Raw genomic sequence first — 13772 nt, 5'->3', positions numbered from 1 at the left:
CTGGCGGACTCAGCGCAGCAGCACGATGGCCATGCCGGCCAGCCCGCAGCCCAGGATCACCGGGATCACGCCGGCCTTGAAGCGGAACAGCGCCACCGCCGCGGCCAGCCCGATCAGCGCCGAGGGCCAGTCGAAGCGGCCTTGCAGCCCGGCCGGCCACAGCACGTGATAGGCGAAGAACACCGCCAGGTTGACGATCACGCCGACCACCGCCGCCGTGATGGCGGTCAGCGGCGCGGTGAACTTCAGGTTGCCGTGCGTGCTTTCCACGAACGGGCCGCCCAGCAGGATGAACAGGAAGGACGGCAGGAAGGTGAAGAACGTCACCACCGCGGCCGCCGCCACCGCCGAGGCCACCAGCGCGTGGGCGCCGAACACGGCGTGGGTCCAGCCGCCGACGAATCCGACGAAGGCCACCACCATGATGAGCGGGCCCGGCGTGGTCTCGCCCAGCGCCAGCCCGTCGATCATCTGCGACGCGGTCAGCCAGTGGAAATGCGCCACCGCGCCCTGGTAGACATAGGGCAGCACCGCGTAGGCGCCGCCGAAGGTCATCAGCGCGGCCTTGGTGAAGAACCAGCCCATCTGCGTGAGCGTGCCCTGCCAGCCGTAGCGCCACGCCAGCGCGCCCAGCGCCAGCGCCCATACCGCCAGGAACACCGCCAGCACGCGCGCGAAGCGCCGCCACGAGAACAGCGCGTGCGCGGGCGTGGGCGTGTGGTCGTCGATCAGCGCCGGGCCGTGCCCGGCCTTGCCGGCGCCATGCCCGCCGCCGCCGGCGAAGCGCTGCGGCGCGATGCGCCCGCCCACGTGGCCGGCCACGGCGGCGGCCACCACGATGGCCGGGAACGGCAGCCCGAGCGCGAAGATCGCCACGAACGACGCCGCCGCGATGGCCCACAGCCAGCCGTTCCGGAGCGTGCGCGAGCCGATGCGCCACGCCGCCGACACCACGATGGCCGTCACCGCCGGCTTGATGCCGTACAGCACGCCGGCCACCGCCGGCACCTCGCCGAAGCGCAGGTAGATCCACGACAGCAGCATCAGGATCAGCAGCGAAGGCAGCACGAACAGCCCGCCCGCGATCACCCCGCCCCAGGTGCGGTGCATCAGCCAGCCGATGTAGGTGGCCAGCTGCTGCGCCTCGGGGCCGGGCAGCACCATGCAGTAGTTGAGCGCGTGCAGGAAACGGCTCTCGGAGATCCAGCGGCGCCGCTCGACCAGGTCCTCGTGCATGATGGCGATCTGCCCGGCCGGGCCGCCGAAGCTGATGAAGCCCAGTTTGAGCCAGTACCAGAACGCCTGGCGCAGCGGGATCGGCGCCGGGGCGGCCGCGGAAGTCAGGGTGGAGGCATGCATCGTCTGTGGCGCTGTCTTGTAGGGTGTCTTGTGGGTTATCTTGTGCCTTGCCTGCGGCGGGCAGCGCGCCAACAATAGCAGAGACGCGTGACAGCCCGCGCCGGCGCGCCTGCCCATGCTGCCGGCAGGGACGAATCGCCCCGGTGGCGCCGCGCGCTGTTACGCTTGCGCCCGACGATATTTCCAAGCTGCACAGGACCGCCATGCATACCCAGGATCTCTCCCGCTGGACCCACAGCCACGTCTTCGACACCGGCAACCGCGCCGCCGAGCGCGGCACCCGCCTGGTGATGCTGATCACCGCCGCCACCATGGTCGTCGAAATCGCCGCCGGCCTGTGGTTCAACTCGATGGCGCTGCTGGCCGACGGCTGGCACATGAGCTCGCACGCGCTGGCCATCGGCCTGACCGCGTTCGCCTACGCCGCGGCGCGCCGCTATGCCGGCGACCGGCGCTTCGCCTTCGGCGCGTGGAGGATCGAGGTGCTGGCCGGCTTCGCCAGCGCCATCTTCCTGCTCGGCGTGGCCGCGCTGATGGTGTACGGCTCGGTCGAGCGGCTGTTCAGCCCGCAGGCCATCCACTACCGCGAGGCGCTGGCCGTGACCATCGCCGGCCTGCTGGTCAACCTGGCGTGCGCGCTGATCCTGGGCGGCGCCCATCACGGACATGACCACGGGCATGACCACGGACACGAGCACGGCCACGATCACCACGGCCACCACGACCTGAACCTGCGCTCGGCCTACCTGCACGTGCTGGCCGACGCCGCCACCTCGGTGCTGGCGGTGCTGGCGCTGGCCGGCGGCTGGTGGCTCGGCCTGGCCTGGCTCGACCCGGTGATGGGCCTGGCCGGCGCCGCGCTGGTCGGCCACTGGGCGCTGGGCCTGCTGCGGCAGACCGGCACCGTGCTGCTGGACCGCGAGATGGACCACCCGGTGGTGGACGAGGTGCGCGAGGTGCTGGCCGGCTTCGACGACGGCCCCGAAGGCACGCGCGTGGCCGACCTGCACGTGTGGCGCGTGGGCAAGCAGAAGTTCGCCGTGATCGCCAGCCTGGTGACGCACGACGACGCGCTCACGCCGGCGCGCGTGAAGGAGGCGCTGTCCGTGCACGAGGAACTCGCGCACGTGACGGTGGAAATCCACCGCTGCGGGCACTAGGCAGCCTGCACCTCGCCGCACCGCACGGCATCGCGCCGCCGGCGCGGCCGGCCTAGGCCATGCCGCGCTGCGCCGCCGCCACCGCCGCGGTGCGCGTCTCCACGCCGAGCTTCTCGTAGATGTGCTCGAGATGCTTGTTGACCGTGCGCGGGCTCATGCCGAGGATCTCGGCGACGTCGCGGTTGGTCTTGCCGCGCGCCACCCACACCATCACCTCCGCCTCGCGCGGCGTCAGTTCGGTGGCCGAGCCGGCCACACCGGCCACGCCGCCCTCCCCGGCGGCCTGCGCGGCATAAGCCGCCAGCTCCACCACCGTCACGCCCGCGCTCACGCCGGTCAGCCGGCGCAGCTGCAGCGCGCCCAGGCGCGCGCACTGCGGGCCGGCATCGTCGCGCAGCGACTCCAGCGCCGAGGCCAGCGGCGCCGGCAGCAATTGCCCCGGCGGCACCGCGGCCAGGCCCTGCGCGCGCAGCAGCGCCGCGGCGCTGTCGTTCATCCACATCAGTTGTCCGCCCACGCCGGCGGCCAGCATCGGCACCGCGCTGCCCAGCACGGCCGCGCGCGCGCTGCGCGCCAGGCGCGCCTTGGCGGCGTGCGAGCGCACGCGCGCCACCACCTCGGCGATCGCCACCGGCTTGGTCACGTAGTCGCAGCCGCCGACCTCGAAGCCGCGCACGATGTGGCCGGTCTCGCCCAGGCCCGTCATGAAGATCACCGGCAGGTCGGCATGGCGGTCGACCAGCGCGGCGCAGGTGGCGAAGCCGTCCATGCCGGGCATGTCCACGTCGAGCAGCACCGCGTCGGGCTCGAAGAAGGCCAGCGCGGCAAGCGCGGCGTCGCCGCTGTGGGCGGCGTGCACGGCCATCGCCTCGCCGCCGAGCGCGCGCGCGATGAAGCCGCGCGCGTCGGCGTTGTCGTCCACCACCAGCACGCGGGTCTGCAGGTCAGGAGCGGGATTCATGGAGCGCCTCGCCTAGGGAATGGTTGAATGCGTCGGCATTGCTGCGCGCCAGCGCCAGCATGCGGGCGGCCCACGGCGCGCTGGCGTCGGCGCCTTCGGCCAGCTCCGCCAGTTGCGCCTCGAGCGCGCGCTGGCGCCCGGTGGCGCCGAGCAGCAGCAGCTCGCGCAGCAGGTCGGCGGGCGGCGCCCGGTGCGGCGCCGATGAAGCAGTGGCGGTGGCGGCCGCCAGTGCGCGCCGCACCACCTCGATCAGTTCGGCCTCGCGCACCGGCTTGCTGACGAAAGCGAAATAGCCGTGCGTGGCGCGCGCCTCCTCGGTGTTCTCGTGCGCGTTGGCGGACACGATCACCACCAGCGGCGGCTGCGGCAGCGCGCGCAGCATGCGGCACAGGTCCCAGCCCGAGGCGTCCGGCAGGTTGAGGTCGAGCAGCACCAGCTGCGGCTGCCAGCGCTGCACCGCCGGCAGCACCGCGGCGCCCTCGCCGGCCTCGCGCACGGCCAGGCCGAGCGGTGCCAGGAAGCCGAGCAGCACGGCGCGGTGCGCGGCGCGGTCGTCCACCACCAGCACGCGCGCGTTGGCCGGCAGCGGGCTGTCCGGCGCGGCGGCGCGGCGCGCCAGCGGCGCCGTCACCGCCGGCAGGTACAGCCGCACCGCGAACTCGCTGCCGGCGCCGGGCGCGCTGCGCACGCGGATCTCGCCACCCATCAGGTCGGCCAGCAGCCGCACGATGGCCAGCCCCAGGCCGATGCCCTCGCGGTCGTCGTGGCCGCCGGCGCGCTCGAACGGGTCGAAGATGCGCGCCTGGTCGGCGGCGTCGATGCCGGGGCCGGTGTCGCTCACCACGATGGTGGCCAGCTCGCGCTGGTGCCGCACCGACAGCGTGACGGCGCCCTGCTCGGTGAACTTGATGGCGTTGCTGACCAGGTTGATGACGATCTGGCGCAGCCGCTTGGGGTCGCCGTGCACGTGCGTGGGCAGCGCGCCCTCCACGCGGTAGTGGAACGCCAGCCCGCGCGCCGCGGCCAGCGGGCGGAACATGCGCACCAGCTCGTCGAACAGGCCCTCCAGCGCCACCGCTTCCTGCGCCAGGCGCAGCTTGCCGGCCTCGATGCGCGACAGCTCCAGCAGCCCGTCGACCAGGCTGGAGAGATGCTCGCCGGCGCGGCCGATGGTGCGCACGTCCTCGCGCAGCGCGCCCGGCAGCTGCGGCGCGCGCAGCAGCAGCTGCGAGTAGCCGAGGATGGAGTTCAGGCCGGCGCGCATCTCGTGGCTCATGCCGGTGATGAAGCGGCTCTTGGCGAGGTTGGCCTTCTCGGCGGCTTCCTTGGCGCCCTGCAGCAGCGCGTCGGTGTGGCGGTGCGCGTCGATTTCCTTCTGCAGCAGCATGTTCTGCCGCTCCGACTCTTCCTGCGCCACCGCGCGACTCTCGTTGGCCAGCACCAGCCACCACGCCGCCACCGCGGCGAACAGCAGCAGCCCGGCGAAGATCTTGACGAACAGGCCGGTGCGCGGCTGCATGGCCGCGTACAGCGAGCCGGACAACTGCTCCTGCGTGTAGAGCAGCCACAGCAGCGTGCCGAACGCGAACACCATGCCCGCCAGCACCAGGCAGAACTGGCCGATGCGGCGCGCCATCACCGGCGGCGTGCCGGCCGGCAGCACGCGCGCCAGCGCCGTGGCGATCTGCTCCTGCGCGCTGGCGCCGGGCTTGCAGCGGTCGCCGCAGCGCGCGTCGAGCGTGCAGCACAGCGAGCAGATCGGGCCGCGGTAGGCCGGGCACGCGGCCACGTCCTCCACCTCGAACGGGTTGCGGCAGATCGTGCAGCGCACGCGCTTGTGGCGCGGGCCGAAATCCACCGGCACGCGCGCGATGTAGTAGCGGCTGTGGGTGGCGAACGCGATCAGCGGCGGGAACGCGATGGCCAGCGCCAGCCCCACGCCGATCGAGGCCGGCCGCAGGGTCTCGCCGAACGCGCCCAGGTGCACCAGCATCGACAGCGCCGAGGCCAGCATCATGGCGCCGAAGCCGGCCGGGTTGATGTCGAACAGGTAGGCGCGGCGGAACTCGATGGTGCGCGGCGACAGCCCCAGCGGCTTGCTGATGACGAGGTCGCCGACGATGGCCCCGACCCACGCCACCGCGAGGTGCGCGTACAGCGCCAGCACCTGCTCGAGCGCCTCGAACACGCCCATCGCCATCAGCATCACCGCGATCAGCACGTTGAAGCCCAGCCACACCACGCGCCCCGGGTGGCTGTGCGTGAGCCGAGCGAACACGTTGGACCACGCCAGCGAGCCGGCGTAGGCGTTGGTGATGTTGATCTTGGTCTGCGACAGCAGCACGAACAGCCCGGTCAGCGCCACCGCCAGCCACGCCGGGCCGGCGCCGCCGAGCGCGCGCGCGAAGCCGGCCAGGTACATCTGCGTGGGCTCGAGCGCGTGCGAGATCGGCACCTCGGCCTGCAGCGCCACGAACGCGAGGAACGCGCCGCCCGCCATCTTGGCCGCGCCCAGCAGGATCCAGCCCGGGCCGGCGGCGATCAGCGCGCTCCACCAGCGCAGCCGGTTGCGCCGCGTCAGCTCGGGCATGAAGCGCAGGAAGTCGACCTGCTCGCCGATCTGCGCGATCAGCGCGGCGGTCACGGTGGCGGCGGCGCCGAACGCATGCCACGAGAAACCGTCGCCCTCGGCCAGGCGGCCGTTGAACGAGAGGAAGTCGGCGTACAGGCCCGGCTCGCGCCACGCGATCGCCGCGTAGGGCAGCGCCAGCAGCAGCAGCCACAGCGGCTGCGTCCACAGCTGGAAGCGCGAGATCAGCGTCACGCCGTGCGTGACCAGCGGGATCACCACCAGCGCCGAGAGCAGGTAGCCGAACGAGCGCGGCAGCCCGAACAGCAGCTCGAACGCCTGCGCCATGATGGCCGCCTCGAGCGCGAAGAAGATGAAGGTGAAGCTGGCGTAGATCAGCGAGGTGACGGTCGAGCCCAGGTAGCCGAAGCCGGCGCCGCGCGCCAGCAGGTCCATGTCCAGGCCGTGGCGGGCGGCGTAGTAGGAGATCGGCAGGCCGGTCAGGAAGATCGCCAGGCTGACCACGCCGATGGCCCACATCGCGTTGGTGAAGCCGTAGCTGAGCGTGATGGCCGCGCCGATGGCTTCGAGCGCCAGGAAGGCCACTGCACCAAAAGCGGTATTGGCCACGCGGAAGGCGCTCCACTTGCGGAACGTCCTTGGTGCAAAACGCAGCGCGTAGTCCTCCAGGGTCTCGTCGGCAACCCAGCGGTTGTAGTCGCGCCGGATCTTGCTGATGCGCTGTACGGGCTGGCTGGCGGTGGGCATGGGGGTGGATGACTCCGGACGGTGCGGACGCGGGCCGGGCGTGGGCCGCGCTGCGCTGATGCAAGAGCTGTGCCGTGCCGGCGCCGCTGCCGAGCATGCGCAGGCGGGTACGTCGAATGACGTATGGAAGCGTGCGTTGCGCTGCACCATGATCCAGCCGCAGGGTCAATCACCGCCTTCCATCGCCATCCAACCACGCCTCCAAGGAGCGTCGATCATGCGTGACAAAGCAAAGAACGGGTCCCTCCCACCGCAGCAAACCGAAGACGGCGCCACCATCTCGCCGCAGCGCCGGCGCATGATGCAGGGCCTGGCCTCGCTGCCGGCGCTGTCGCTGGCGGGCCTGTCCGGCCTGAGCATGCAGGCGCGCGCGGCGGTGCCCACCGCGGTGGCCAACACCACCAAGCTGGCCGTCACCGATACCGAGGTCACGGTCGGCCAGCTCCATTCCGCCACCGGCACGATGGCCATCTCCGAGACCGGCTCGATCCAGGCCGAGCAGCTCGCCATCGACCAGATCAACGCGGCCGGCGGCATCCTCGGGCGCAAGATCAAGGTCATCAAGGAAGACGGCGCCTCCGACTGGCCGACCTTCGCCGAGAAATCCAAGAAGCTGCTGGTCAACGACCGCGTGGCGGCCGTGTTCGGCTGCTGGACCTCGGCCTCGCGCAAGGCCGTGCTGCCGATCTTCGAGAAGGAGAACGGCCTGCTCTACTACCCGACCTTCTACGAAGGGCTGGAGCAGTCCAAGAACGTCATCTACACCGGCCAGGAAGCCACCCAGCAGATCATCTGGGGCCTGGACTGGGCGGCCAAGCAGAAGAACGCCAAGAGCTTCTTCCTGATCGGCTCGGACTACATCTGGCCGCGCACCTCGAACAAGATCGCGCGCAAGCACATCGAGAACTTCCTCAAGCTCAAGGTGGTGGGCGAGGAGTACTACCCGCTGGGCCACACCAACTTCAACTCGCTCATCAACAAGATCAAGGTGGCCAAGCCGGACTGCATCTACGCCATCGTGGTGGGCGGCTCCAACGTGGCCTTCTACAAGCAGCTCAAGGCCGCCGGCATCACCGCCGACAAGCAGTTCCTGCTGACCATCTCCGTCACCGAGGACGAAGTGCTGGGCATCGGCGGCGAGAACATCGCCGGCTTCTACGCGGCCATGAAGTACTTCCAGTCGCTCGACAACCCCAACAACAAGGCCTTCGTGGAAGCCTTCAAGGCCAAGTACGGCGCCAAGTCGGTGATCGGCGACGTGACCCAGGCCGCCTATCTCGGCCCGTGGCTGTGGAAGGCCGCGGTGGAGAAGGCCGGCAGCTTCGACATCGACAAGGTGGTGGCCGCCTCGCCCGGCATCGAGCTGAAGACCGCGCCGGAAGGCTTCGTCAAGGTCGACCCCAACCACCACCTGTGGAGCAAGACGCGCGTGGGCCTGGCGCAGCTCGACGGACAGTTCAAGGTGGTGGCCGAGTCGCCGCAGCTGATCCCGCCGAATCCGTTTCCGAAGGGGTATCAGTAAAGCCTGGTTGGCTCCCCTCTCCCGCTTGCGGGAGAGGGGTCGGGGGAGAGGGCGGGAGATTGCGAATGCCGCCGTGCTGGAAAAAACCGGCGGCTTCGTTTCTCGCCTCTGCGCTGGACAACACCGCTGGCCCCGCTTGATGTGGCTCCTTGCTAAACCGCCCCTCTCCCCGGCCCTCTCCCCGTGAGGGGAGAGGGAGGACACCTTGCTTGGGCCAGCTCTCGCGGTGTGGGCCCGTTCGCCGGCTTCGTCAATCGCCCCGGGGGGTTCTCCCCTCTCCCGCCCGCGGGAGAGGGGCCGGGGGAGAGGGCGGAGGCCGGCCAATGCTGCCGCGCGGGACAAGACCATCGGCTTCGCTTGTTCTGCGCCCCGAAAACCGATAACCGACGCCTTCGTCCGGCGTCTTCTCTGCATTCTTTCCTTGGCGAGCGCGACATGAATCTAACCGACATGCTGAACATCGGCCTGATGCAGGGCTTTGCCGGCCTGAGCCTGTTCTCGGTGCTGCTGCTGATGGCGCTGGGCCTGGCCATCATCTTCGGGCAAATGGGCGTGATCAACATGGCCCACGGCGAGTTCATGACGATCGGCGCCTACACCATCTTCCTCGCTTCCACGCTGACCGAGCGCCTGGCGCCGTCGTGGATGCCGTTCTATTTCCCGCTGGCGATCGGCGCGGCCTTCGTGCTGGCGTTCTGCGCGGGCTGGGTGGCCGAGTGGGCGCTGATCCGCCATCTCTACCGCCGCCCGCTCGACACGCTGCTGGCCACCTGGGGCCTGTCGCTGGGCATGCAGCAGACCTTCCGCTCCACCTTCGGCCCCAAGGAGGTCAGCCCCACGCTGCCGGAGTGGCTGATGGGCTCGTGGGCGCCGGCCGCGGGCCTCGACATTCCCATCAACGGCCTGTTCGTGATGGCGCTCACGCTGTTCGTCACCGGCATGGTGTGGCTGGCGCTGTACCGCTCGCGCTGGGGGCTGCGCGTGCGCGCCACCACGCTGAACCGGCCGATGGCCAACGCCGCCGGCATCAACACGCGCCGCACCGACCGCCTGACCTTCGCCATCGGCTGCGGCATCGCCGGCGTGGCCGGCGCGGCCTTCACCACGATCGGCTCGACCGGGCCCACCAGCGGCTCGCTGTACATCGTCGACTCGTTCCTGGTGGTGACCTTCGGCGGCGCGGCCAGCCTGCTCGGCACCGTGGCCTCGGCCTTCGGCATCGCGCAGGCGCAGTCGATCAGCGAGTTCTTCCTGACCGGCTCGATGGCGCGCGTGCTGACGCTGCTGCTGATCGTGACCATCCTGATGATCCGCCCGCAAGGCCTGTTCGCGCCGGCGGTGCGGCGCTGACGCACCACCGCCCTTCCACCGAACCGCACCGACTCGAACCGGACCGCCCCAGGAGCTTGTGATGTCTCCCTCCGCCCCTTCCTCTTCTCCGTCCTCCTCCGCCGCGCCGGCGCCGCGCCGCCCGTCCCTGCCGCTGCGCCTGCTGCGCAGCGAGCTCTCGGGCTACCTGCTGCTGGCGCTGGTGCTGGTGGTCATCATGCCGCTGGCGCTCGACGTGTTCCGCCTCAACCTGGTCGGCAAGTACCTCAGCTACGCCTTCGTCGCCGTCGGGCTGGTCATGCTGTGGGGCTACGGCGGCGTGCTCAGCCTCGGCCAGGGCGTGTTCTTCGGCCTCGGCGGCTATGCGATGGCGATGTTCCTCAAGCTCGAGGCGTCCGACCCCAAGAGCACCGCGATCCAGTCCACGCCCGGCATCCCCGACTTCATGGACTGGAACCAGATCACCGCGCTGCCGTGGTGGTGGGAGCCGTTCCGCCACCTTCCGTTCGCGCTGGCCGGCGTGATCGCGGTGCCGGTGGCGCTGGCCTTCGTGGTGAGCTTCGCCATGTTCCGCCGGCGCGTGGGCGGGGTCTACTTCGCCATCATCACGCAGGCCGTGGCGCTGATCCTGTCGGTGCTGATCATCGGCCAGCAGGGCTACACCGGCGGCGTCAACGGCATCACCGACCTCAAGACCATGCTGGGCTGGGACATCCGCGGCGACGGCGCCAAGGTGGCGCTGTACTTCGCCAACGTGGCGCTGCTGTTCGGCGCCATCGCGCTGTGCCGCTGGATCCAGCGCAGCAAGCTCGGCGTGCTGCTGCTGGCCATGCGCGACAAGGAAGACCGGGTGCGCTTCTCCGGCTACGACGTGGCCATGTTCAAGGTCTTCGTGTTCTGCCTGGCCGCGGCGCTGTCGGCGGTGGGCGGCGCGCTGTTCACGCTGCAGGTGGGCTTCATGTCGCCGTCGTTCGTCGGCATCGTGCCGTCCATCGAGATGGTGATCTTCGCCGCGGTGGGCGGGCGCATGAGCCTGGTGGGCGCGGTGTGGGGCACGCTGCTGGTCAACTTCGGCAAGACGTATTTCTCCGAGAGCTTCCCGGACCTGTGGCTGTTCCTGATGGCGGCGCTGTTCATCGGCGTGGTGGTGGCCTTCCCCGACGGGCTGGCCGGCCTCTACCGCAAGTACATGGCGCGCCGCGATCACGCCGCCACACCGGCATCGCCGGCCGCCGCCGGCGACGCCGGGACCACCGAAGCCGGCGCGCGGCAGCGCGCCTGAACGCGAGGAAGACGCCATGAGCAATACCGATTTCATGCTGGCGGTGGAGGACCTGACCGTTTCCTTCGACGGTTTCCGCGCCATCGACAACCTCACGCTCTACGTGGACCGCGACGAGCTGCGCGTGATCATCGGCCCCAACGGCGCCGGCAAGACCACGCTGCTCGACCTGATCTGCGGCAAGACGCGCGCCACCGGCGGCAGCATCAAGTTCGCCAACCGCGAGATGACCGGACTGGCCGAGTACCGCATCGTGCGCGCCGGCGTGGGCCGCAAGTTCCAGACGCCCTCCATCTACGAAAACCTCAGCGTGTTCCAGAACCTCGCGGTGTCGTTCCCGCGCGGGCGCGGCGTGTTCGGCGCGCTGATGTTCCGCACCACGCCCGAGGTGCGCCAGCGCGTGGCCGACGTGGCCGCCGAGATCGGCCTGGGCGACGCGCTCGGGCGCGAGGCCGCGCAGCTCTCGCACGGGCAGAAGCAGTGGCTGGAGATCGGCATGCTGCTGATGCAGGAGCCGCAGCTACTGATGCTCGACGAGCCCATCGCCGGCATGAGCGTGCGCGAGCGCGAGCAGACCGCCGAGCTGCTCAAGCGCATCAGCCGCGGGCGCGCGGTGATCGTGATCGAGCACGACATGGACTTCGTCAAGCGCATCGCCGACAAGGTCACGGTGATGCACCAGGGCAAGATCCTCGCGGAAGGCTCGATGGAGCAGGTGCAGAACGATCCGCGCGTGATCGACGTTTATCTCGGCCACTGATGCTGGCCACTTTACCGGAGGAAACCAGCATGCTCACAGTCGACAACGTGGTCGTGAACTATGGCCAGAGCGAGGCGCTGCACGGCGTGTCGTTCGCCGCCGCGCAGGGCGAGACGGTGGCCATCATGGGCCGCAACGGCATGGGCAAGACCACGCTGTTCAAGGCCATGATCGGCATGCTGCCGGTGCGCTCGGGGCAGGTCTGCGTGGACGGCCGCGACGTGGCCAACGACGAAAGCTACCGCCGCGTGCGCGCCGGCCTGGCCTACGTGCCGCAGGGCCGCATGATCTTCTCGCACCTGACCGTGGAGGAGAACATCCTCACCGGCATGGAGCAGGGCAGGACGCGCCGCATCCCCGAGGAGATCTTCGCCATGTTCCCGGTGCTGTTCGACATGCGCCGGCGCAAGGGCGGCAACCTGTCCGGCGGCCAGCAGCAGCAGCTCGCCATCGCGCGCGCGCTGGTGGCCAACCCCAAGGTGCTGCTGCTCGACGAGCCCACCGAGGGCATCCAGCCTTCCATCATCAAGGACATCGCGCGCGCGCTGCTGGAGATCCGCCGCACGCGCGACATCACCATCGTCTTCTCCGAGCAGGTGCTCAGCTTCGCGCTCGACGTGGCCGACCGCCTGCTGGTGATCGAAGGCGGGCGCTTCGTGCACGAGACCCAGCGCGACAGCACCGACGTCGAGCACATCCGGCAACTGCTGTCGGTGTAGACCGCTTTCCGACCCTTTACGACGCTTTCCGACCCCATCCCCTCACGCCAACACTGGAGGCATGTCATGACGGACACCCTGATCAAGGTCGACCTGGCCCAATCCCCGTACGAGAACCCCGACGTCCACAACCGCTGGCACCCGGACATCCCGATGGCCTGCTGGGTCAAGCCCGGCGACGATTTCATCCTGGAGACCTACGACTGGACCGGCGGCTTCATCAAGAACAACGACTCGGCCGACGACGTGCGCGACATCGACCTGTCGATCGTGCACTTCCTGTCCGGCCCGGTCGGCGTGGAAGGCGCCGAGCCCGGCGACCTGCTGGTGGTGGACCTGCTCGACATCGGCGCCAAGGCCGAAAGCCAGTGGGGCTTCAACGGCTTCTTCTCGAAGCAGAACGGCGGCGGCTTCCTGACCGACCGCTTCCCGCTCGCGCAGAAATCGATCTGGGATTTCCACGGCCTCTACACCTCGTCGCGCCACATCCCGGGCGTCAACTTCGCCGGGCTGATCCACCCGGGCCTGATCGGCTGCCTGCCCGACAAGGCCATGCTGGAGACCTGGAACAAGCGCGAGCTGGACTTCATCGCCACCGAGCCGGCGCGCGTGCCGCCGCTGGCCAACCCGCCCTTCGCCGCCACCGCGCACATGGGCCGCCTGCAGGGCGACGCGCGCGACCAGGCCGCCGCGCACGGCGCGCGCACCGTGCCGCCGCGCGAGCACGGCGGCAACTGCGACATCAAGGACCTGTCGCGCGGCGCCAAGGTGTACTTCCCGGTCTACGTGGACGGCGCCGGCCTGTCGGTAGGCGACCTGCACTTCTCGCAGGGCGACGGCGAAATCACCTTCTGCGGCGCCATCGAGATGGCCGGCTGGGTGCACATGCGCGTGTCGCTGATCAAGGGCGGCATGGCCAAGTACGGCATCAAGAACCCGATCTTCAAGCCCAGCCCGATCACGCCGCACTACAACGACTACCTGATCTTCGAAGGCATCTCGGTGGACGAGGCCGGCCAGCAGCACTACCTCGACGTGCACGTGGCCTACCGCCAGGCCTGCCTCAACGCCATCGAGTACATGACCAAGTTCGGCTACTCGCCCGCGCAGGCCTACTCCATCCTCGGCACGGCGCCGGTGCAGGGCCACATCAGCGGCGTGGTGGACATCCCCAACGCCTGCGCCACGCTGTGGCTGCCCACGCAGATCTTCGACTTCGACATCCGCCCGAGCGCGGACGGCCCCGTCAAGCACATCAAGGGCGACGTGGACCTGCCGATCTCGCAGGACGTTTGAGCGAACCAGCGCGGGGGGGGGGGGGGGGTGGGGGGGGGGGGGGGGGG

The 13772-nt window shown here is 70.0% G+C and carries 10 protein-coding genes; 7 read left to right on the top strand and 3 right to left on the bottom strand.

The window, feature by feature from the left end:
• Positions 1-9: 9 nt before the first annotated feature.
• Complete coding sequence (gene chrA / locus AC3WXD_RS32770; protein WP_492325500.1) at positions 10-1359, bottom strand: chromate efflux transporter; 1350 nt, start codon at positions 1357-1359, stop codon at positions 10-12.
• Between the two features lie 203 nt (positions 1360-1562).
• Here chrA and dmeF point away from each other — a divergent pair, with 203 nt between their 5' ends.
• A complete protein-coding gene (dmeF, locus tag AC3WXD_RS32765) occupies positions 1563-2519 on the top strand; it encodes a CDF family Co(II)/Ni(II) efflux transporter DmeF (protein ID WP_492325499.1) in 957 nt (318 codons plus the stop codon).
• A gap of 52 nt (positions 2520-2571) precedes the next feature.
• Here dmeF and AC3WXD_RS32760 read toward each other — a convergent pair whose 3' ends face one another.
• Together AC3WXD_RS32760 and AC3WXD_RS32755 are read right to left on the bottom strand one after the other, a co-directional pair.
• The gene (locus AC3WXD_RS32760; RefSeq protein WP_492325498.1) at positions 2572-3480 is read right to left on the bottom strand and encodes a response regulator; all 909 of its coding nucleotides are present in this window, start codon (positions 3478-3480) and stop codon (positions 2572-2574) included.
• Positions 3464-6817, bottom strand: coding sequence for a hybrid sensor histidine kinase/response regulator (locus tag AC3WXD_RS32755; protein ID WP_492325497.1), 3354 nt, complete (start codon positions 6815-6817; stop codon positions 3464-3466). The genes AC3WXD_RS32760 and AC3WXD_RS32755 overlap by 17 nt, the downstream gene beginning before the upstream one ends.
• A 298-nt stretch (positions 6818-7115) precedes the next feature.
• Here AC3WXD_RS32755 and urtA point away from each other — a divergent pair, with 298 nt between their 5' ends.
• From urtA to fmdA, 6 genes are all read left to right on the top strand, one after another.
• Positions 7116-8339, top strand: a complete 1224-nt coding sequence (gene urtA, locus AC3WXD_RS32750; protein WP_052165975.1) for an urea ABC transporter substrate-binding protein — start codon at positions 7116-7118, stop codon at positions 8337-8339.
• 435 nt (positions 8340-8774) lie between these two features.
• The gene (urtB, locus tag AC3WXD_RS32745; protein WP_029044011.1) at positions 8775-9689 is read left to right on the top strand and encodes an urea ABC transporter permease subunit UrtB; all 915 of its coding nucleotides are present in this window, start codon (positions 8775-8777) and stop codon (positions 9687-9689) included.
• Positions 9690-9750: 61 nt separating this feature from the next.
• Positions 9751-10950 (top strand): urea ABC transporter permease subunit UrtC, encoded by a 1200-nt coding sequence (gene urtC / locus AC3WXD_RS32740; protein WP_492325496.1) that lies wholly within the window; start codon positions 9751-9753, stop codon positions 10948-10950.
• Between the two features lie 16 nt (positions 10951-10966).
• A complete protein-coding gene (gene urtD / locus AC3WXD_RS32735; protein WP_020204904.1) occupies positions 10967-11710 on the top strand; it encodes an urea ABC transporter ATP-binding protein UrtD in 744 nt (247 codons plus the stop codon).
• Between the two features lie 29 nt (positions 11711-11739).
• Positions 11740-12429: an urea ABC transporter ATP-binding subunit UrtE gene (gene urtE / locus AC3WXD_RS32730; protein ID WP_020204903.1), complete on the top strand. Its 690-nt coding sequence runs from the start codon at positions 11740-11742 to the stop codon at positions 12427-12429.
• Positions 12430-12495: 66 nt separating this feature from the next.
• A complete protein-coding gene (gene fmdA / locus AC3WXD_RS32725) occupies positions 12496-13725 on the top strand; it encodes a formamidase (protein ID WP_454730792.1) in 1230 nt (409 codons plus the stop codon).
• Positions 13726-13772 lie beyond the last annotated feature (47 nt).

Source organism: Cupriavidus sp. FW216-B1, assembly GCF_058789195.1.
This window is presented reverse-complemented; position numbering and strand designations above follow the sequence as displayed.

What these genes read in the sequence shown, in the direction of transcription:
- chrA (WP_492325500.1), bottom strand. Translation starts at nt 1,359, where the DNA reads ATGCATGCCTCCACCCTGACTTCCGCGGCCGCCCCGGCGCCGATCCCG.
- dmeF (WP_492325499.1), top strand. Translation starts at nt 1,563, where the DNA reads ATGCATACCCAGGATCTCTCCCGCTGGACCCACAGCCACGTCTTCGAC.
- AC3WXD_RS32760 (WP_492325498.1), bottom strand. Translation starts at nt 3,480, where the DNA reads ATGAATCCCGCTCCTGACCTGCAGACCCGCGTGCTGGTGGTGGACGAC.
- AC3WXD_RS32755 (WP_492325497.1), bottom strand. Translation starts at nt 6,817, where the DNA reads ATGCCCACCGCCAGCCAGCCCGTACAGCGCATCAGCAAGATCCGGCGC.
- urtA (WP_052165975.1), top strand. Translation starts at nt 7,116, where the DNA reads ATGATGCAGGGCCTGGCCTCGCTGCCGGCGCTGTCGCTGGCGGGCCTG.
- urtB (WP_029044011.1), top strand. Translation starts at nt 8,775, where the DNA reads ATGAATCTAACCGACATGCTGAACATCGGCCTGATGCAGGGCTTTGCC.
- urtC (WP_492325496.1), top strand. Translation starts at nt 9,751, where the DNA reads ATGTCTCCCTCCGCCCCTTCCTCTTCTCCGTCCTCCTCCGCCGCGCCG.
- urtD (WP_020204904.1), top strand. Translation starts at nt 10,967, where the DNA reads ATGAGCAATACCGATTTCATGCTGGCGGTGGAGGACCTGACCGTTTCC.
- urtE (WP_020204903.1), top strand. Translation starts at nt 11,740, where the DNA reads ATGCTCACAGTCGACAACGTGGTCGTGAACTATGGCCAGAGCGAGGCG.
- fmdA (WP_454730792.1), top strand. Translation starts at nt 12,496, where the DNA reads ATGACGGACACCCTGATCAAGGTCGACCTGGCCCAATCCCCGTACGAG.